The organism is Bradyrhizobium sp. CCBAU 51627 (assembly GCF_028128765.1).
Classification (GTDB): domain Bacteria; phylum Pseudomonadota; class Alphaproteobacteria; order Rhizobiales; family Xanthobacteraceae; genus Bradyrhizobium.
The window spans coordinates 431023-450801 of sequence record NZ_LBJG01000005.1; the positions used below are offsets into that span (position 1 = coordinate 431023).

General features: G+C 64.2%; 16 protein-coding genes. 9 read left to right on the forward strand and 7 right to left on the reverse strand.

What is annotated here, in order from left to right; genetic code table 11:
* Positions 1-164: 164 nt before the first annotated feature.
* The 5 genes from XH88_RS04305 to XH88_RS04325 form a co-directional block, all read right to left on the reverse strand.
* Complete coding sequence (locus XH88_RS04305) at positions 165-1499, reverse strand: ABC transporter substrate-binding protein (protein ID WP_271614158.1); 1335 nt, start codon at positions 1497-1499, stop codon at positions 165-167.
* Between the two features lie 11 nt (positions 1500-1510).
* Positions 1511-2380, reverse strand: a complete 870-nt coding sequence (locus tag XH88_RS04310; protein WP_271614159.1) for a carbohydrate ABC transporter permease — start codon at positions 2378-2380, stop codon at positions 1511-1513.
* A complete protein-coding gene (locus tag XH88_RS04315) occupies positions 2377-3327 on the reverse strand; it encodes a carbohydrate ABC transporter permease (protein ID WP_271614160.1) in 951 nt (316 codons plus the stop codon). The genes XH88_RS04310 and XH88_RS04315 overlap by 4 nt, the downstream gene beginning before the upstream one ends.
* Before the next feature lies 1 nt (position 3328).
* Complete coding sequence (locus XH88_RS04320; protein ID WP_271614161.1) at positions 3329-4180, reverse strand: phosphodiesterase; 852 nt, start codon at positions 4178-4180, stop codon at positions 3329-3331.
* Between the two features lie 323 nt (positions 4181-4503).
* Positions 4504-5193 carry an IclR family transcriptional regulator gene (locus tag XH88_RS04325; RefSeq protein WP_271614162.1) on the reverse strand — a complete coding sequence of 230 codons (690 nt, stop codon included), beginning with the start codon at positions 5191-5193 and terminating at the stop codon, positions 4504-4506.
* Positions 5194-5355: 162 nt separating this feature from the next.
* Here XH88_RS04325 and XH88_RS04330 point away from each other — a divergent pair, with 162 nt between their 5' ends.
* From XH88_RS04330 to XH88_RS04355, 6 genes are read left to right on the forward strand one after another with little or no spacing between them, the layout of a single operon-like run.
* Positions 5356-6147 carry an ABC transporter ATP-binding protein gene (locus XH88_RS04330; RefSeq protein ID WP_271614163.1) on the forward strand — a complete coding sequence of 264 codons (792 nt, stop codon included), beginning with the start codon at positions 5356-5358 and terminating at the stop codon, positions 6145-6147.
* On the forward strand, positions 6131-6904 hold the full coding sequence (locus XH88_RS04335; protein WP_271614164.1) for an ABC transporter permease: 774 nt from the start codon (positions 6131-6133) through the stop codon (positions 6902-6904). Before XH88_RS04330 ends, XH88_RS04335 begins: the two co-directional genes overlap by 17 nt.
* A gap of 30 nt (positions 6905-6934) precedes the next feature.
* On the forward strand, positions 6935-7957 hold the full coding sequence (locus XH88_RS04340) for an ABC transporter substrate-binding protein (protein WP_271614165.1): 1023 nt from the start codon (positions 6935-6937) through the stop codon (positions 7955-7957).
* A 12-nt stretch (positions 7958-7969) separates the two neighbouring features.
* A complete protein-coding gene (locus XH88_RS04345; RefSeq protein ID WP_271614166.1) occupies positions 7970-9214 on the forward strand; it encodes a CaiB/BaiF CoA transferase family protein in 1245 nt (414 codons plus the stop codon).
* Positions 9204-10034, forward strand: a complete 831-nt coding sequence (locus XH88_RS04350; protein WP_271614167.1) for a citryl-CoA lyase — start codon at positions 9204-9206, stop codon at positions 10032-10034. The genes XH88_RS04345 and XH88_RS04350 overlap by 11 nt, the downstream gene beginning before the upstream one ends.
* Positions 10031-10924, forward strand: a complete 894-nt coding sequence (locus XH88_RS04355) for an SMP-30/gluconolactonase/LRE family protein (protein ID WP_442868408.1) — start codon at positions 10031-10033, stop codon at positions 10922-10924. The genes XH88_RS04350 and XH88_RS04355 overlap by 4 nt, the downstream gene beginning before the upstream one ends.
* Here XH88_RS04355 and XH88_RS04360 read toward each other — a convergent pair whose 3' ends face one another.
* Positions 10925-12397, reverse strand: a complete 1473-nt coding sequence (locus tag XH88_RS04360; RefSeq protein ID WP_271614168.1) for a protein adenylyltransferase SelO — start codon at positions 12395-12397, stop codon at positions 10925-10927.
* Between the two features lie 197 nt (positions 12398-12594).
* On the opposite strand from XH88_RS04360, the gene aspS reads away from it, so the two are divergent.
* The gene (gene aspS, locus XH88_RS04365; protein ID WP_271614169.1) at positions 12595-14367 is read left to right on the forward strand and encodes an aspartate--tRNA ligase; all 1773 of its coding nucleotides are present in this window, start codon (positions 12595-12597) and stop codon (positions 14365-14367) included.
* Positions 14368-14507: 140 nt separating this feature from the next.
* Here the strand turns inward: aspS and XH88_RS04370 are convergent, their stop codons facing one another.
* A complete protein-coding gene (locus tag XH88_RS04370; protein ID WP_271614170.1) occupies positions 14508-16478 on the reverse strand; it encodes a hypothetical protein in 1971 nt (656 codons plus the stop codon).
* A gap of 246 nt (positions 16479-16724) precedes the next feature.
* On the opposite strand from XH88_RS04370, the gene XH88_RS04375 reads away from it, so the two are divergent.
* Both XH88_RS04375 and XH88_RS04380 read left to right on the forward strand, forming a co-directional pair.
* Positions 16725-19034 (forward strand): NADP-dependent malic enzyme, encoded by a 2310-nt coding sequence (locus XH88_RS04375; protein WP_271614171.1) that lies wholly within the window; start codon positions 16725-16727, stop codon positions 19032-19034.
* A gap of 289 nt (positions 19035-19323) precedes the next feature.
* A complete protein-coding gene (locus XH88_RS04380) occupies positions 19324-19776 on the forward strand; it encodes a DoxX family protein (protein WP_271614172.1) in 453 nt (150 codons plus the stop codon).
* Positions 19777-19779: the final 3 nt, after the last annotated feature.

A 19779-nucleotide genomic window follows, 5' to 3' on the forward strand; every position in this document is an offset into this window, starting at 1 on the left:
GATTTGTCGGCCGTGCGTTGAGGGTCTGTTAATTCTGATGGTTACCGCCGGCGAGGCGGGCCGGATGGTGGACGAGGAGTTAATGGGGGCGATCGTCTAAACTAGAACAAAATTCGGCGCCCCGCGGGCGGAGCGCCGATTTTCGTTGGCCGGTGTCCTTGGCCCTACGGCAGCTTCAGCGACGTCTCCGCGTTGTACGGCTTGAGGGTCTCGTCGGCAGCCTTCTGGGCGGCGACGAGGGCCTCCTTCGGCTGCTTCTTGCCGTTCAGGACCAGCATCACCTCGTCCTCGAGATTCTTGCGCACCGGGACGGTCTTGTAGGTCGCGAACCAGGGTTTTGCGACGTCGAGCTGCTCGACGGCGATCTTCGCATCCGGGTTCTTGTTGAGGAAGTCGACCATGTCAGGCGTCTTGTAGGCGGCCATGTTGGGCGCGAAATAGCCGGTGGCGCGGCTCCACCAGGCGCTCTTCTCGGGCGAGGTCATCCACTTGATCAGCGTCCAGGCAGCCTTCTGCTTGTCGGCTTCAACGCCCGCCGGAATGATCAGCGAGGCGCCGCCGATCGGCACGGCGTTGCGGACGTTGCGCGGGATGAAGGCGACCTTGTAGTTGAACTTGGCGTTCTCGCGCACGTAAGTCAGCGAGCCCGTCGACAACATCATCATCGCGGCGTTGCCTGAGATGAAGGAGGTGCTGACGGCAGGGCCAGGCGTCGCGCCGGGCGGGTGGACCTTGTGCTTGCTCACGAGGTCGTTCCACCAGGTCAGCGCGCCGAGCATCGAGGGCGTGTCGTAATAGACCTCGCCGCCGAACTCCTCGTTGTAGTAGCGCCCGCCATTGCTCATGGTGAGCGTTTCCATCATCCAGCCGCAATAGTCGTAGGCGCAGGGGATGGCGATGCCCCATTGGGTCACCTTGTCGCCGTCGCGCTTGGTGAGCTTCTTGGCCCAGTCGGTGAGCTCGGCCCAGGTCTGCGGCGGCTTGCTCGGATCAAGACCTGCTTCCTTGGCCTTGTCCGCGTTGATGTAGAGCAGCGGCGTCGAATTCTGGAAGGGGATGCCATAGACCGAGCGATTGATCACCGCATTGCCGCTAAGCGCCGGGAAAAACTGGCCAAGAAATTGCTCTTTGGTGGAACCGTCCGCCTTGATCAACGGATCAAGGTTGGTGAGCTCGTTCTCGATCTGCATGTCGAGCAGGAAGTTCGCCGACATGATCACGGCGGCCGGCGGTTTGCCGGCCTTGATCGCGGCGCGCGTCTTGATCAGCGTGTCGTCATAGGAGCCGGTGTAGACGGCGGTCGCCTTGATGTCGGGGTGACCGTCGTTGAACTCCTTGATCAAGGTGCCCATGTCGCGGGCGAGCTTGCCGTCGACGGGGACGGGGAAGAACAGGTCGATCTCGGTCGGACCCTCGCCGGCAACAGCCGGGAAGGTGAGGGCGCTTGCCAGAGAGCCTGCCATAGCAAGGCCCAGCATGAGCCTGCGGGAGAACAGCATCGGAAAATCTCCTATTTGATGCCTGAGGTGACGAAAGAGCTGATGAAACGCTTCTGAAAGATCAGGAAGGTGATGAGCAGTGGTGCGATCACCATCAGCGTGCCGGCGGCGATGACGCCCCAGTCCTGCGTGCCTTCGGCGGTCTTGGTGAAGACCGAGAGCCCGACCGTGAGCGGCCGCTTGTCCGGTGAATTGATCACCATCAGCGGCCACAGGAAGTCGTTCCAGTGACTGGTGACCGAGATGATCGCGAAAGCCGAGAAGCTCGGCAGCGACAGCGGCACGTAGATGTGGCGGATGCGCTGGATCAGGCTGGCGCCGTCAATCAGAGCGGCATCCTCGAGCTCGGTCGGAATCGCCTCGAAGGCCTGGCGCATCAGGAAGGTGCCGAAGGCCGACGCAAAGAACGGCATCATGACGCCGGCGAGCGTATCGTAGAGGCCGAGCTGGACCACCAGGCTCAGGTTCGGCACGATCAGCAGCACCGGCACCAGCATCAGCTGCATCAGGAACAGATAGAAAATCGGCGTCTTGCCGGCGAAGTCGAGACGGGCGAAGGCAAAACCCGCGAGCGTGATCGTCACGAACTGCACCAGGAGAATGCCGGTGCAGATAATGGTGGTGTTGAGCAAGTAGCGGGGAAAATCACCGATCTCCCAGGCATCCCTGATGTTGTCGAGCGTGGGTTTCAGGCTCGGCATCAACTCGGCCATCAGGTTGATGCCGTCGGAGGCGGGACGCAGGGTTGCGACGCCCATCCAAAGAAACGGAATGAGCCAGGCGAGCGCGAGCAGGATCGTCAGCAGGAAGCCGAGCTTCGGCGTGATCTCGTTGCGGGTGGCGAGCGGGGCATCCCGGTGGAGCTTGTCGATCAGCTTCATGGCCCGCCCTCTCGGTTCGCCATGGTCCGGAACGACAGCGCCGTGAGGCCCATCAGGGCGGCGAGAGTCAGCAGCGTTGCCGCGGAAGCCTTGCCGACGTCGAAATGCTCGACCGCCTGCTGATAGATGTAGAACAGCACGAGATTGGTCGCGTTGGACGGGCCGCCCTGGGTCAGGACAAAGACGTGGTCGACTTGCGTCACCGCATTCAGCGTGGCGATCACGATGACGAACAGGAAGGTTGGCTTGAGCTCCGGCAGGATGATGTAGCGCAGCCGCATGAAGGGGCCCGCGCCGTCGAGATGCGCCGCTTCCATGACGTCCTCCGGCACGGCCTGCAGGCCGGCAAGGAAGAACAGCATGTAATAGCCGGCGTTCTTCCAGATCGTGATGATCATGATCGCGTAAAGCGCGATGTCGGGGTCGCCGAGCCAGTTCGGCAGCACCGGAAGCAGGCGGCCGATGTAGTAGTCGAGCAGGCCGACATTGGGCAGGAAGATGAACAGGAACAGCGCGGAGGCCGCGACCATCGGAATCAGCACCGGCAGGAACAGCGCGGCGCGTAGCGCACTGGTGACGACGTTGGTGCGGGCCAGCGCCAGTGCGAACAGCAGCGCGAGGCCGATGCTCGGGATCGCCGTACCGACAGCGTAGATGAGGTTGTTGATCACAGCGCCGGTGAAGGCGGAGTCCGCCAGCACCGCCGCGATGTTGTCCAGGCCGACGAAGCGAAGCGGCGCCTTCGGCGTGGCGCGCTGGTAAAGCGCATCGATGATCACGCGTCCCATCGCGCCATAGGTGAACAGCGCGAGGAAGACGAGCGAGGGCAGGAGCAGCAGATAGGCCGGCAGCGACGCCTTGAAGCGGGCGGTGAACCGCCCCGCGATGTGAAGGCGCCGCGGCGCTGAGGCCGCGACCGGCAGAGCCGCGGGTTCTGCGAGGCTCATCTCACCGCGCCGCGAAGTTGAGCGCATAGTCGCGGCCGTCCATTCCCTCAGGCGGATCGAAGGGGAAGCGCAGACTGGTGTCGAGGAAGTCGTGGCTGTGCACGACGAGGTTCTGATCGTCGATCAGCACCACGGCATAGGCCGGCGGCTCATGGCTCGCCAGATGATCGGTGGCAGCGGGATTGAGCTCGAACCAGACCTGGTGGTTGGTGCCGCGTAAGGTCGAGAACGGGATCTTGCCGTAGCTGCCGAAGATCGGCCGGTGCACATGGCCGAAGAAGAGATGGCGAATGCGCGAACGGTAGGGTGCGATCACCTCGGCGAATTCGCCGCTTTGCTTCAGCGCGATCTCGTCCATCGCGTGCACGCCGACCGGGAAAGGGGGATGGTGCATAAAGACGACGAAGGGCATGTCAGCTGGCGCGGCGGAAAGCGTCTTGGCCAGCCAATCGAAGCGCCTGGTGCACATCTCGCCGGCATGGCTGGTCTCGTCCAGCGTGTCGAGGAAGACGAACAGGCCATGCTCGGTGGTGCGGGTGCCCTGCACGAAGCCGTTGGGATCGCGCGGCGCGGCCTTCAGGCGGTCAAGACAGGCGACGCGGCGGTCGTGATTGCCGACCATGGCGATGTAAGGCATTTTCAGCGCGGACATCGCCTCGGCGAAATTGCCATAGGATTCCGGCTCGCCCCAATGAGTGAGGTCGCCCGTCACGACCGCGAAGGCGGCATCCGCCTGGTGCTGGTTGATGTCGGCGATGGCGGCATCGAGGCGGGCGCGCGGGTCGAGCCCATAGAGCGTCAAGCCGGGATTCGCCAGATGCGTGTCGGTGATGTGAATGAATTTGAAGGGCATGGCGCGCTGTGTCGGGACGGTTGGAGGATGGGCGCCTCCGGCAAGACGGCGCTGACAGGCCGTTAGAGCGGGTATGTTTCAGTTTGATGACAACGGTTCCGCGTGCTCCGAATTCCAGAGGGGGCGCGGGCGACTGCGCGGCCGCATGCGCCGCAAAAAAAATCTTGAAAACAACCCCATGCACAGTAGCCAATCGTTGTCGCGACAATGGCTTACAGGTCGCTCGACGCGAGTTGACCCGTCGGGCAAAACAGGGGCATATTGCCAGCATCGGAAAATCCGTAGGGAGGCGGCGCCGGCGGCGCAGACTGACCGTTCCGGCGTCAGCGCTCGTCGGCAGGCAGCAGACCGCTCAAGGCTTTGGCCTCGCAAGTCAGAACGTCGATGGCGGCCTTGCGCGCCTCTGCGTCGAAGCGGGTCCGGATCGCGGACACTGACAAAGCGCCGCGCAACTTGCCCTGGGCATCGATCACGGGGACTGCGGCAGCGGCGACCTCGGGATCGCGCTCGCCGATCGACACGTAGAAGCCGCGCTCGCGGATTTTCCTGGTTTCTGTCGAAGCGGGACCGCGATAGGCAGAGAGCACCCGACCGGCGGCGCCACGATCGATCGGCAATCGCTGGCCCTCGTCGAGATGATGCCGTACGGAGCGCGGGGAGTTGACCCGGTAGAGGCAGATGCGCTCTTCGCCGTCGGCAATGTAGAACGAGGCCGTCTCGCCGGTCGCTTCGACCAGGCGATGCAGCGCCGGCCTCACGAGGTCGCCGAGATCAAGGCCGCGCTGATAGAGCGCACCGAGGCGCCAGAGTTCTGGTCCGGGGCGGAACAGCCGGTCTGCGCCGCGGACAAGAAAGCCGTCGCTCTCCAGCGACGCGGCGAGGCGAAGCACCGTGCTCTTATAGAGATCGGTCGCCTCGGCAATCTCGGTCAGCGTCATGGCGCCGCGCTCCGGCCCAAACGCCTTGAGGATCGCCAGCGCCCGCGCCACCGCATCGACGCCTGTCTTGGTCATTTTCAGCTCCTGTTCTGTCAGATAGAACAAATATCACGAGCGTATCAATGGGTCGATAAAATAGCTGATATGCAGGTTCTGTTTGACGAAATTAATTTGACTCGGATGGCGCGTCCGGTTTACGAGTTTTGAATAATAGAACTGGTTCTACGGAGCGAAACAATGGAAGGGCAGCCGGCCTTGGCCGTCGATTTGCGCGACGTCATGATCCGCTTCGGCGATTTCACCGCCGTCAAAAGCATGAACCTCCAGGTCGGCGAGGCCGAGTTCGTCGCAGTGGTCGGGCCGACCGGCTGTGGCAAGTCGACCATTCTCAACACCGTCACAGGATTGCTGAAGCCAGCCGCCGGGGATGTCAGCGTCTTCGGCAAGCCGCTCACAGGCCTGAACGACCAGTCCGGCTACATGCTCCAGCAGGAGGGCCTGCTGCCGTGGAAGACCGCGCAGGACAATGTCGGGCTCGGCCTCGTGTTTCAGGGCAAACCAGTCGAAGAGGCGCGGGCGCAGGCTCGGCCCTGGCTCGCCAAGGTTGGCCTGAAGGGTTTTGAGGAGCGCTATCCGCATCAGCTGTCGGGCGGCCAGCGCAAGCGTGTGGCGATGGCCCAGACCCTGATCATGGAGCCGAGGATCGTTTTGATGGACGAGCCGTTCTCGGCGCTCGACGTGCACACCCGCCGGCTGATGCACCGCATTCTGCTCGATCTCTGGCAGGCAGAGCGGCGCTCCCTGATCTTCATCACCCACGATCTCGACGAGGCGATCACGCTCGCTGACCGTGTCGTGGTGATGTCGGCTGGGCCGGGCAGCCGCATGGTCGGCGACGTCCCGATTACGCTGCCACGCCCGCGCGACGTATCGGCGCTCCAGACCACCGATGAATTCGTCGCACTCTATCGTCAAATCTGGTCGCTGCTCGGCGCCGAAGTGGAGAAGAGCTATGCCGCGCAAGGGTAAGGTCGTTCTCGTTCAGGTCGCCATCGTGCTGAGCTTGCTCCTGGCCTGGGAAGCCGGCGTGCGGACAGGACTGATCGACCCGTTCTTCTTTCCGGCGCCATCGGCGCTGGTGGCGCGGATCGGCGAATGGATGTCGACCGCAGATTTCTGGTCCGACGTAGGCGTCACGTTGCTGGAGACGATCCTGTCCTTCGTGGCGGGGATCGCGATCGGCACCACGCTTGGGATATGGCTCGGCCTGAGCCCGTTTGCGGCCGAGGTCGTGCAGCCCTTCATCAAGATGTTCAACGCCATCCCGCGCATTCTGCTTGGACCAATCTTCGTGATCTGGTTCGGCCTCGGCCTGACCTCGAAGGTGGCGCTGGGCGTCACGCTGGTGCTGTTCGTCGCCTTCTTCAACACGTTCCAGGGCGTGCGCGAGGTTAACCCGGTGGTGCTCGCCAATGCCCGCCTGCTGCGCGCATCCAAATGGTCTTTGCTGCGCCATGTCTACCTGCCGTCGGCCACGACCTGGATCTTGTCGAGCTTGCGGGTCTCCGTGGGCATGGCCGTGATGGGCGCGGTGGTCGCCGAGTATCTCGGCTCGTCCGCCGGGCTCGGTCACCTGATCGCCCAGGCCGAGGGCGTGCTCGATGCCGCCGGTGTATTCGCGGGCATCATCGTGCTGTCCGCTTTCGTCGTCGCCCTCGATGCGCTGGTCGATCGCGCCGAGAAACGGCTGCTAGTGTGGCGTCCGGCCCCGGCCCACGAAGTCTGATTGAACAACAAGATAATCATGGAGGTTCGCATGCGCGTCTTCACCCGGCTGATCCTGGCCATATCGGCGATCTGTCTTTCCGTCCTGTCTGCGCAGGCCGGCGAACCCGAAAAGACGAGGCTCAAGGTCGCCGTCGGCTCCCAGATCCTCAACTACATGCCACTCGAACTCGGCGTGAAGCTCGGCATGTTCAAGGAGGAGGGGCTCGATGTCACCGTCGAGAATTTCCAGGCCGGCGGCTCGAAGGCACTCCAGGCGCTGATTGGCGGTTCCGTCGACGGCACCGTCGGCTTCTACGACCACACGATCCAGATGCGGGCGCAAGGCAAGGAGATCTCCTGCGTATTCCTGCTCAACGACATTCCAGGCGTCCTGCTTGGCGTACGCAACGATCTCGCCGACAAGGTCAAGACCGGAGCTGACCTGAAGGGGCTCAAGCTCGGCATTACCGCGCCCGGCTCGTCGACAGACACCATGGCGCGCTACTACATCAAGAAGGCCGGGCTCGGGCCGCGCGATGTCAACATTATCGCGGTCGGCAGCGGCGCGCCGGGCATGGTTGCGCTCGAAGCCAAGAACATCGACGCGCTCGTCTATTTCGATCCGGTCGCGACGCTCTTGGCACGCAACGGCTCCGCGACGCCGCTGTTCGACGCGCGCACGATCGAGGGCTCAAAGCAGGCCTTCGGCGGCATCTATCCGACAGCCTGCCTCTATCTCCAGCAGTCGTTCATCGACAAGAATCCGGAGACCGTGCAGCGTCTCGTCAACGCGCTTCTGAAGACGCACCGCTGGATCAACTCGGTCCCGACCGAGCAGCTCGTCGATGCGATCCCCGCCGGCTACAAGACCGACAATCGCGACGTGAACATCGAAATCCTGAAGGCCTCGAAGGCGCTGTTCTCGCAGACCGGCCAGATGGACGTCGAAGCCGCCAAGGTCCCGCTCGCAGTCCTGAGCGACTACGATCCCAAGATCGCGGCCGCCAAGATCGACCTCACCAAGACCTTCACCAACCGCTTCGCCGAGCGCGCTGCCGAGCAACTGAAGTAAGGGGCCAACGGAATGTCCTTGCCGCTCACCGGCATCCGCGTCCTCGACCTGTCCAACGTGCTGGCGGGTCCGTTCTGCGGCTACCACCTCTCGCGCCTCGGCGCCGAGGTGATCAAGATCGAGAAACCTGATGGCGGCGACCTGGCGCGACGCCTCGGCGCCGATCCGACGCAGGCGGAGCGGCTCCAGGGCCTGTCCTTCGTCGCCGTCAACGCCGGCAAGCAGTCGGTTGCGCTCGATCTGAAGTCGGAGGCGGGGAGGGAGGTGTTCCTGCGCTTCGTCGCCAAGGCAGACGTCGTTCTGGAGAATTTTCGACCCAAGGTGATGGAGCGGCTCGGCCTCGGTTACGAAGTGCTGAGCCGGCACAATCCACGGCTGGTCTATTGCGCGATCTCGGGCTTCGGCCAGACCGGGCCATGGGCGAAGCGGCCGGCCTATGACCAGATCGTGCAGGGTCTGTCGGGTGCGATGAGCTTGACGGGCGATGCGCAGTCCGCCCCGCTGCGCACGGGATTTCCGATCTCCGATACCATCGCCGGACTGACCGCGGCCTTTGCCATCAGTTCCGCGCTGGTCGATCAGCGGCAAACCGGCCGCGGCCACTTCATCGACGTGTCACTGCTGGAGGCCACCGTTGCCGCGATGGGCTGGGTTGTTTCCAACCACCTCAACGCCGACGTCGAACCGGAGCCGATGGGCAACGAGAATTTCACCGCCGCGCCCTCCGGCACGTTCAGGACCGCGACGGGGCCGCTCAACATCGCAGCCAACGAGCAGAAGCAGTTTCAGACTTTGTGCGATCTGGTCGGCCGGCCCGAGCTCGCGACCGATCCACGCTTCGCCAGACGCGAGACGCGTAAGGCCAACCGCGCAGCCCTGAACGTAGCGCTGAACGATGCGCTGGGCGCGAAGGCGGCGGAGGATTGGGAGCGCGAGCTTAACGCGGTCGGCGTGCCGGCAGGCTGCGTGCTGACGGTGCCGCAAATCCTTACTCAGCCGCAGTTGCTCGAGCGTCGATTTGTCGAAGCATTGCCGGCAGAGCGGGACGACGGAAAACCGCTGCGGATCACGCGGCCGGGCTTCCGGCTCGACGAGGACTTTCCGGTGCCGACGTTGCCGCCCGAGCTCGGCGCCGACACCAAACGCTGGCTGGCGCAACTCGGCTACTCCGCGGCGGCCATCGCCCAGCTCGTGGCGAGCGGAGCGGTTGCTGGAAAGAAGGTAGAGCAAGCCACTGGGGGGCACCATGAGCGATGAAACCGCACTGCGGGATGCGGCCGCGCAATGGTGGCGAACGTCGATCTGCGATATTGGCCCCGGGCGCATTGCCTATCGGGGCTATCCGATCCAGGACCTGATCGGCCGGATTTCGTTTCCGGCGATGATCTGGCTGCTGCTGCGCGGGGAGCTGCCAACGGCGGTGCAGGAGCGGCTGCTGCAAGCTGCGCTGGTCGCCTCCGTCGACCATGGCCCGCATGCCCCGTCGATTGCGATCGCCCAGATGGCGGTGAGCTGCGGCCTGCCGCTCAATGGCGCGATGGCCTCCGCCATCAACACGCTCGACGACGTCCATGGCGGCGCCGGCGAGCAGGCGGTCGAGCTTTATGACGACGTGTTGCGGCGAAGCGAAACTGAGGAGATCGATGCAGCGGCTGGCGCGGCCATTGACCATTTCACCGCGACCCGTAGCAAGTACCTGCCGGGCTTCGGCCACCGCTTTCACTCGGTCGACCCGCGTGCCGCGCCGTTGCTCGCACTGGTGGATGCGGCAGCGAATGAGGGCAGCATTGGTGGTCGCTATGCTGCAGCCGCGCGCGCGATCGAGCGCGTGATGCAGGCGCGCAAGGGCAAGCTGATCCCGATGAACATCGACGGCGCCTCCGCGGTCATCTATGGCGAGCTCGGCTTTGCGCCGCCGCTGGCGCGAGGCGTCTTCTGCCTGTCGCGCGCAGTCGGCATTCTCGCGCATGCCTGGGAGCAGACCGGGCGTAAGGACCGCAACAAGGGGCCGATGCCGAAGCAGTTCGCCTACAAATATGAGGGCCAGCCGCACCGCGCGCTCGGCGAACGGCCATGATGTATCTCGACACGCCGCCGCGGCGGCTTGAGACCAGCGTGTTCTCGGCGATGCCGCCGGAATTTCGTCGCACCGGCGTTCGCTCGGACTGGGCCGATGCCAACCGCGGCGGCCGTCCCGTCGACAGTTTCATCGAGGGGCCGGCCTACGATGCGAATGGCAATCTGTACGTCGTCGACATTCCGTTCGGCCGCATCTTCCGGATCGCGCCTGAGGGGACATGGTCTCTGATCATGGAATATCGGGGATGGCCGAACGGCCTGAAGATGGCGCCGGACGGCCGCATTCTCGTGGCCGATTACATGAACGGCATCATGGAGCTCGATCCCGGGCGCGGCACGATCAGGCCAATCCTGGCGCATCGCAACTCGGAGTCCTTCAAAGGCTGCAACGACCTGCACATCGCGTCGAACGGCGATGTCTATTTCACCGATCAGGGCCAGACTGGACTGCATGATCCGAGCGGTCGGGTGTTCCGCCTGCGCGCCGACGGACGTCTCGACTGCCTGATCGCCAATGGGCCGAGCCCGAATGGTCTGGTACTGAATCCGGACGAGACGGTGCTGTTCGTGGCGATGACGCGCGACAACAGCGTCTGGCGTGTGCCGCTAATGCATGACGGCGGCGTCGCTAAGGTCGGGCGGTTCTGCTCGTTCTTCGGCACCAGCGGACCGGACGGGTTGACGATGGACCGCCAGGAACGATTGTTCGTCGCACACGCATCGCTCGGCCACGTGTTTGTCATGGCGCCGAATGGTGAGTGCATCGCGCGGATCAAGTCCTGCGCCGGATCGACCTGCACGAACCTCGCGCTGGGCCGGACGGGCGAGACGCTGATGATCACGGAATCGTCGAGCGGGTCAGTCCTGAGTGCCGATCTCGATTTTTGATCACGTCCCGCAGAACGTCTGCAACACGCGCTGGTCCGGCAGCGGCGGATCGGCGTAGGCGGCGTACTCCGGCTGGTCCTCGTAGGGCTTGGCCAGCACCTTCACCAACTCCTCGAACGGCGCGTAATTGTCGTCATTCACCGCGGCCTGGATCACGGCCTCGACGCGGTGGTTGCGCGGGATGAAGACCGGGTTGACGGCGTGCATCGCGGCTTGCCGTTCAGTCGCGTTCTGCGGCTCCAGCGCGATGCGCGCGCGCCAGCGTCCGGCCCACTCGTCGAAGGCTGCGGGATCCATGAACTGTGCGCGCACGTCGGCTGCCTCATCAGCGGCGGCGTCGCCGAGCTTGCGGAAGGTGAGGGTGAAGTCGGCCTGGTTCTTGGCCATGGCGTCGAGCAGGTCCTGGATCAGGGCCTCGTCGCCATCGCGCTCGGTGAACAGGCCGATCTTCCTGCGCAGGCCGGCCTGATAGGCGGCGCTGAACGTGTCTGAGAAGGCGCCGAGAATGTCCTGCGCCTCCGCGACCGCCTTCTCTTGCTCATCGGAGAACAGCGGCAGCAGGCATTCGGCGAGCCGCGTCAAATTCCACAAGCCGATGCGCGGCTGGTTGGCATAGGCGTAGCGGCCCATCTCGTCGATCGAGGAGAACACTTGCGCGGGGTTGTAGGCGTCCATGAAGGCGCAGGGGCCGTAGTCGATGGTCTCGCCGGAGATGGACGTATTGTCGGTGTTCATCACGCCGTGGATGAAGCCGACCAGCAGCCAGCGCGCGATGAGCTCCGCCTGGCGCGCGACGACGGCAGCGAGCAGCGCGTGATAGGGTCTTTCGGCGTGGAGCAGGTCCGGATAGTGCCTGGTGATCACATGGTCGGCGAGCCGGCGGATCGCATCGGTATCGCGGCGGACGGCGAAGAACTGGAAGGTGCCGACCCGGATATGGCTCGAGGCGATGCGCGTCAGCACCGCGCCGGGCAGCGCGGCCTCGCGGATGACGTGCTCGCCGGTGACGACCGCGGCGAGCGAGCGCGTGGTCGGAATCCCCAGCGCGTACATGGCTTCGCTGACGATGTATTCGCGCAGCACCGGCCCGAGCGCCGCGCGGCCATCGCCGCGGCGGGAGAACGGGGTGGGGCCGCTTCCCTTGAGCTGGATATCGCGGCGGACGCCATCGATGTCGATGACCTCGCCAAGCAGGATGGCGCGGCCGTCGCCGAGCTGGGGCACGAAATGCCCGAACTGGTGGCCGGCATAGGCCATCGCGATCGGATCGGCGCCGGCGGGAACTGTCTTGCCGGCCAGGATCTCGGCCCCTTCCGGGGTCTCCAGCAGGTCCGGATCGAGCCCGAGCAGGACCGCCAGCGGCCGGTTCAGCTTGATCAGCCGGGGCGCGGCCACCGGGGTCGGCGCGACACGGGCAAAGAAGCTGTCCGGCAGGGCCGAATAGGAGTTCTGGAAGGGGAAATGGACTGTCATACCGTCAAGATAGGCGGGGAACGCCCGATGGCAAAGGGAAGGACCCGGATTGGGCAAAAATGGCGGCCCCCACCCGCAAATCAGGCCGTTCCCTTGGTTGCCGCCTCCGGCCTCGTCGGGTAAACCCTGCCGCAACTTCGGACCGGTCGTTTCAGGCCGTCCGATTCGTATCCTCCGACATTGATTTTGGGACGACCATGCATCGCTACCGGTCACATACATGCGGCGCGCTCCGCGAGAGCAACATCGGCGAGACCATCCGCCTCTCGGGCTGGGTCCATCGTGTCCGCGACCATGGCGGCGTGCTGTTCATCGATCTGCGCGACCATTACGGCCTGACCCAGTGCGTGGTCGATCCGGACTCGCCGGCCTTCTCGCTCGCCGAAAAGCTGCGCTCGGAATTCGTGGTCAAGATGGACGGCAAGGTCCGTCGCCGCCCCGAGGGCACCGACAATGATGACCTGCCGACCGGCAAGGTCGAGGTCTATGTCAGTGACATCGAGGTGCTGGGCCCGGCCGGCGATCTGCCGCTGCCGGTGTTCGGTGACCAGGAATATCCCGAAGACATTCGCCTGAAGTACCGCTTCCTCGACCTCCGTCGCGAGAAGCTGCACCAGAACATCATGACGCGCATCGAGATCATCAAGTCGATGCGCCGGCGCATGGAGGGGCAGGGCTTCTTCGAGTTCAACACGCCGATCCTGACCGCGTCCTCGCCGGAAGGCGCGCGCGACTTCCTGGTGCCTTCGCGCATCCATCCCGGCAAGTTCTACGCGTTGCCGCAGGCCCCGCAGCAGTACAAGCAGCTGCTGATGATGTCGGGCTTCGACCGTTATTTCCAGATCGCGCCCTGCTTCCGCGACGAGGATCCGCGCGCCGACCGTCTGCCGGGCGAGTTCTACCAGCTCGACGTCGAGATGAGCTTTGTCACGCAGGAAGACGTGTTCGCGGCGATGGAGCCGGTGATAACAGGCGTGTTCGAGGAATTCGCGAAGGGCAAGCCCGTGACGAAGGGCTGGCGGCGGATTCCGTTCGCCGAAGCGCTGCGCAAATACGGCAGCGACAAGCCGGATCTGCGCAACCCCATCGAGATGCAGGACGTCTCCGAGCACTTCCGCGGCTCCGGCTTCAAGGTGTTCGCGCGCATGCTCGAGGATCCCAAGAACCAGGTCTGGGCGATTCCGGCGCCGGGCGGCGGCAGCCGCGCTTTCTGTGACCGCATGAACTCGTGGGCGCAGGGCGAGGGACAGCCCGGCCTCGGCTACATCATGTGGCGCGAGGGCGGCGAGGGTGCGGGTCCGCTTGCGAACAACATCGGACCCGAGCGCACCGCTGCGATCCGCGCCCAGCTCGGTGTCAAGGAAGGCGATGCCGCCTTCTTCGTCGCCGGCGATCCCGACAAGTTCTGGAAATTCTCGGGCCTCGCCCGCAACAAGGTCGGCGAGGAGTTGAACCTCACCGACAAGGAGCGGTTCGAGCTCGCCTGGATCGTCGACTTCCCGATGTACGAGTACAACGAGGACGACAAGAAGGTCGACTTCTCGCACAACCCGTTCTCGATGCCTCAGGGCGGCCTGGAGGCGCTGAAGTCGCAGGACCCGCTGACCATCAAGGCGTTCCAGTACGATATCACCTGTAACGGCTATGAGATCGCTTCGGGCGGTATCCGCAACCACGTGCCGGAAGCCATGGTGAAGGCGTTCGAGATCGCGGGATACGGCGAACAGGAAGTGGTCGATCGCTTCGGCGGCATGTACCGCGCCTTCCAGTACGGTGCCCCGCCGCATGGCGGCATGGCCGCGGGTGTCGACCGCATCGTGATGCTGCTCTGTGGCACCACGAATTTGCGCGAGATCTCGCTGTTCCCGATGAATCAGCAGGCCATGGACCTGCTGATGGGCGCGCCGTCGGAAGCCACCACCAAGCAGCTCCGCGAGCTGCATGTGCGGGTCAACCTGCCGCAGAAGTGAGGTTCGTGCCTCGGACGCAGCGCAGCGCTACTTCAGCGGTGAGCTGCAGGGGCCAATATCTCGCAGAGTACCGCGTCGCATTCTGGGTGCCGGCTCTGCGCAGCAGCGTTTCACGCTGCAGCGCGTCCGGGACACGAGACCTACAGCCCCGTCGACGCCTCGATTTTGAATTGGGCCAGCGCGGTTTGCGGATCGGTTTGCAGCAGCTGCATCATCTGCATCAGCGGCACCTTGGCGCGCGGCGTGAGCTTGAGGACGAGCGTCTGGCCCGGCGTCTCGACGAAGCTTGCGATGGCATCCACGGCAGCGCCTGCATCCGCGTTAGCGGAGGCGATCTCCTCCCGATGCATTCTGACCTCGTCGGCGAGCGCCTGACGTGCGGCGTCGCGGCTGACATTTTTGCTGCGTGCGTATTGTGTCGCTGCGACCTCGACGGCGCCATTGTCGCGCAGCGAGAACTCGAGCGAGCCTGCCTCAATCCTGACAGCCTGCCCCATGAGCTGGGCGGGATCTGACGAAAACACCTCCCGCGGCACGTTGTCGAGTGCAACGTGCAATTGTGCCCTCGCGATCCCGCCGATGTCGAGGGTCGCCGGCGTCAGGGCAAAGCTGTTGGAGGACTCGGTCCAGACCGCGCCGAGATCGAGGTCGATCGCGAGCTTGTCGATGCCGGCCGCCAGCAACGGAAGCTGCTTCGGATCGGACGGATCGGTAGGCGTGACAAATCTGGCCACCACATGCGCCTTGCTCGGGATCGAGCCGATCAGCTGACCCCAGTCCAGGCTCAGCGTGTCGACCGTGACGAGCTTTTTCGTGTTCTTGAAAGGCGCCGTCACGCCCTTGATCTCCGCGCCTGCCAGCACACCGAACAGCCCGAGCATCTGATCCGGCGCGGGTGCCCGCCCGGGGGTGGTGAGACCGGCTGCCCAGCGCACCAGGTTCGCGACGCTGAAGGACTTCAGCGCGAACCGCTCCATCTTGAACCGACCCTGCGAGGACGGCGTGTCGACGCCTTCCACGGCGAATTCGCCGTCCTGGTATCTGACCAGATTGATGCTGCCTGTGCCTTGCGGCGCTGCCATCGAGGTCTTGCCGATCTCGATCTTGCCGATGCGGAGGCCTTCATAGAAGCCGGCAACCTTCTCCATCATCTCATGCGCTTGTGCCGGCGTTGGAGGGGCTGATTTGTCGTGGGGCAGCGCCGCAAACAGGTCGGCCAGCCGGAATTTCGACGGCTGCACGGCGATGTCGCTCATGCTGAAGCTGTCGATATCGACGCGCACCCCTTTCGCCGACTTGAGCACATAGGGACCTGCCGAGACCTGGCGGTAGACGCGATGGTAGCTCTCATCACTGGTCGACTGCGGATCAAGCGTGGCGCGGAGCGCGGTCGCATCGAAATCATTGACGACGATGTTCGACAGCTCGCCCGTCAGCTTGTCAGGCTTGCCAGGCTGCTTCACGTCGATCGAAAGGATCGCGCGATCGAATTTCATCACGTCGATCTTGCCGTGCGTCAGGTTCTGCATCGCAAGTCCCGAATAGGTGACCTCACCACTCCCGCCGGCCGTGCCGTTGGAATCGAAGGTGATTGTCAGTGTCGGGGCCGTGAGGGATGACGCGTTGATGGCGACGTACCGATCGAGCGCGTAGCGGTACATCTCGATCAGGGAATTGTCCGCCGGCGCGGTCCAAACGTGAACAGGGCCAGCATAGTCGCGCATCGTGAGCTGCGGGATCTTGTAGGACGCCTTCAGTTTTGCCGGGCCGACCTGGTCCAGCGCGACCTCGAAGCCGGTGATGTCGATGCTGTCGGCCGAAAAGCTGGCATCGTCGGCCAGGCGAACGCCCGTGCCCCTGATGCCGGCGATCTTGATCTGCGCCTGTGGCTCCTTGCCGGGATCGATGACGATGTCCTCGATCGTCAGCGTGCGGCTCGAAAGGTCGAACCCGATCTTGCCGTGGCTCGCCTTGCCGCCCTGCTTACGGATCTGCTCGAAGGCCGCCTCTATCTGGGTAGTGGCGCGATGCTTGGCGTAGAGGTTAGAGCCGAACCATCCGCCTGCGGCGAGCACGGCTGCCATGATCAGGCCAATCAGGATCCGCTTCATTCCAAGCTCCAGTTGTTCGTTGCGCGCTGCGCAACCTGCCATATTCGGGAAACATCGCTTCGTCCAGGGAAAGCTAGCGCTATCAGATATTTGACGGCATGCCCTGTTGATGGGGGCGCAATCGGATGTTGCCACCGGGCCTTCGGCCGTGCTTCATCCCGTTTCCACGGCCCGGGAAATACCGCCTCGTGGGCGGCCGTTCCGGATGATGCATTTTGAGGCCGGTAACGCGAGGCAAGAGACCGCATGTCGTCCTATTCTGATGATCTCCACCAGGCGGCGCTGGCCTATCACCGTCTGCCGCGCCCCGGAAAGCTCGAGATCCAGGCGAGCAAGCCGCTCGCCAACCAGCGCGACCTCGCGCTTGCCTATTCCCCGGGTGTCGCGGCCGCCTGCACCGAGATCGCCAAGAACCCGGCGGAAGCCGCGACCCTGACGACCCGCGCCAATCTGGTCGCGGTGGTCTCGAACGGCACCGCGGTCTTGGGCCTTGGCAATATCGGCCCGCTCGCGTCCAAGCCCGTCATGGAAGGCAAGGCCGTCCTGTTCAAGAAATTCGCCGGTATCGACGTGTTCGACATCGAGATCGCCGCCGACACCATCGATCGCGTGGTCGAGACCGTGGCGGCGCTGGAGCCGACCTTCGGCGGCATCAATCTGGAAGATATCCGCGGACCTGAGTGCTTCGAGATCGAGTTGCGGCTGAAGGAGCGCATGAAGATCCCGGTCTTCCATGACGACCAGCACGGCACCGCGATCATCGTGGCCGCCGCGATCACCAATGGTCTCAGGCTGAACGGCAAGAAGCTGTCCGACGTCAAGATTGTGGCATCGGGGGCAGGGGCGGCCGCGCTGGCGACATTGAACCTGCTGGTGTCGATGGGCGCCCAGCGCAAGAACATCTGGGTCTGCGACATCGATGGCCTCGTGCATGAGGGCCGCAACACCTCGATGGACCGCTGGAAGGCGGTCTATGCACAGAAGACCGACAAGCGCACGCTCGGCGACGTCATCGGCGGCGCCGACATCTTCATCGGGCTTTCGGCGCCGGGCGTGCTCAAGCCCGAGATGGCAAAGGCGATGGGCGACAAGCCGCTCATCATGGCGCTCGCCAACCCGACCCCGGAGATCATGCCGGAGGAGGCGCGCAAGGTGCGTCCCGATGCAATGATCTGCACCGGCCGCTCCGACTACCCGAACCAGGTCAACAACGTCCTCTGCTTCCCCTTCATCTTCCGCGGTGCGCTCGATGTCGGTGCCAGCGCCATCAACGAGGAGATGAAGCACGCTGCCGTCGAGGCCATCGCGCAGCTCGCGCGCGAAGCTCCGTCGGATGCGGTGGCGCAGGGCTTTGACACCGGCGAAACGCAAGGTTTCGGTCCGGGCTCGCTGATCCCGAGCCCGTTTGATCCCCGGCTGATCCTGCGCATCGCGCCGGCCGTCGCCAAGGCCGCGATGGAATCAGGCGTGGCGACGCGCCCCATCACCAATTTCGACGAATACACCGCGCTGCTCGAGCGCTTCGCCTTCCGCTCCGGCCTCGTCATGAAGCCGATGTTCGCCAAGGCCAAGACCCAGCCGGTGCGCGTGATCTACGCCGAAGGCGAAGACGAGCGCGTGCTGCGCGCCACCCAAGTGGTGCTGGAAGAGAATCTGGCGCGGCCGATCCTGGTCGGCCGTCCTTCGGTGGTCGAGGCGCGCATCAAGCGCTTCGGCCTGTCGATCAAGGCGGGCAAGGATTTCGACCTCGTCAATCCCGAGGACGATCCGCGCTACCGCTCCTATGTGCAGTCGTACGTCGAGGTCGCCGGCCGTCGCGGTGTGACGCCGGATGCGGCGCGCACGGTGGTGCGCACCAACAACACGGTGATCGCCGCGCTCGCGGTGACGCGCGGGGAGGCGGATGCGATGCTCTGCGGCGTCGAGGGCCGCTACATGAGTCATCTGCGCCACGTTCGCGAGATCGTCGGCTTCTCGCCCGGCATCAGCGACTACGCCGCACTGGCCTTGCTGATCACCAGCAAAGGCGCCTTCTTCATCGCCGACACGCAGGTGAGGCCCAATCCGAGCGCGGAAGAGCTTGCCGAGATCGCCTCGCTCGCGGCGGTCCACGTGCAGCGCTTCAATATCAAGCCGAAGATCGCCTTCGTCTCGCATTCGGACTTCGGCAGCTACGATACCGAGTCCTCGCGCAAGATGCGGCGAGCGACCCAGCTCTTGAAGGAGAAGCATCCAGAGATCGAGGCTGACGGCGAGATGCAGGGCGACACCGCGCTCTCCGCTGCGGCGCGAAAGATGGTGCTGCCGCACTCCAAGCTGGAGGGCGAGGCCAACATCATGATCATGCCGAGCCTGGATACCGCCAACGTCGCCTATCAGATGATCAAGTCGCTGGCGGATGCGCTGCCCGTCGGCCCGATCCTGATCGGCCCGGCGCTGCCCGCGCATATCTTGACGCCCTCGGTGACCGCGCGCGGCATCCTCAACATGACGGCTGTCGCCGTCGTCGAAGCGCAGGAGCGTGCAGCGCGGCAGCAGCCGACGTTGTTCACATAAGGGGCCGTCTCACCCTCTCCCCCTGTAGGAGACGGTGGCTCGCCGCGCCAGCGGCGAGATGGGTGCGGGGTGTCTCTCTCTGCGATTCCATCTCCCGATTGGTGTGCGAGGATGCAACTCCTCATCCGCCGCTTCGCGCCACCTTCTCCCACAAGAAGGGGAGAAGGTGCATCAACCGCACCACTTTTGAAATAACTTTCAGTTTTCCATTTCGCCGTTTGAAAACCGCAATCGGACTCTTCATAATCCGCAGGCGTCCCGTGCTCAGCGTTTTGCCAAGAGGCCGACCATGCCAGCGTTCGTGACTTTCGGGAGAATCCTGTTCGCGGTGCTGTTCATCTACACGGGCGCGACCAAGTTCTTCCCGCTCCAGGCGACGGCCGACTTCATCGCCGGCAAGATCGTGGTACCCGAGGTGATCGCGCCCTATGCGAAGCAGGTGGAGACCGCGACTGCGATGACCACGCCGCAGTTGCTCGCGATCGCGCTCGGCGGGCTCCAGATTCTGGCGGGGCTGATGATCGCGCTGAATTTCGGCGCGCGCTTCTTCGCGATGCTGATGATTATCTACATCGCGGTCTCGACCGTCCTGTTCTCCGATTTCTGGAATCAGACGGCGCCTGAGAACGCGGCGATCGTGGTCGACGCGCTGAAGAATCTCTCGATCATCGGCGCGCTGTTCATGATCATGGGCTATGGCCGCGTCACCCGTCCGGCCGAGGCCGCCTATGGCGACGTGTAAGCG